This window comes from Mesorhizobium sp. M7A.F.Ca.MR.362.00.0.0 (assembly GCF_004023175.1).
Taxonomy (GTDB): Bacteria; Pseudomonadota; Alphaproteobacteria; order Rhizobiales; family Rhizobiaceae; genus Mesorhizobium.
The window spans coordinates 1-310 of the sequence record NZ_RZTF01000981.1 but is presented as its reverse complement, the minus strand read 5'-3'; the positions used below and the strand labels follow the sequence as shown (position 1 = coordinate 310).

The 310-nt window shown below is 41.6% G+C and carries 1 protein-coding gene; it reads left to right on the top strand.

Features of this window, described 5'->3' with window-relative positions; all coding sequences use genetic code 11:
* The coding region (locus EOC06_RS40615; protein ID WP_281062154.1) for a hypothetical protein at positions 1-310 on the top strand (310 nt) is incomplete at both ends.

Below are 310 nucleotides of genomic sequence, written 5' to 3'. Positions count from 1 at the left end.
ACTAGTAGCAGCGGCAAAGGAGAAATATCGTTTGCAAAGCCAATTCATTTCTTCCGAGCACTTGGATTATGGCTGGAAAATTATCGAAAGAATCATGAATTCGATATAACAGAGACACCACAATTTACGATGAGCGGTGTCATGCTGGATGCATCGCGAAATGCTGTACCAACTGTTCATGAAGTGAAAAAGCTGCTCGAGCATATGGCGCTGCTAGGATTAGATACTTTGATGCTATATACAGAGGATACGTATGAGGTGAAGGATTACCCTTATTTCGGATATATGCGTGGGAAATATACTAGCAAGG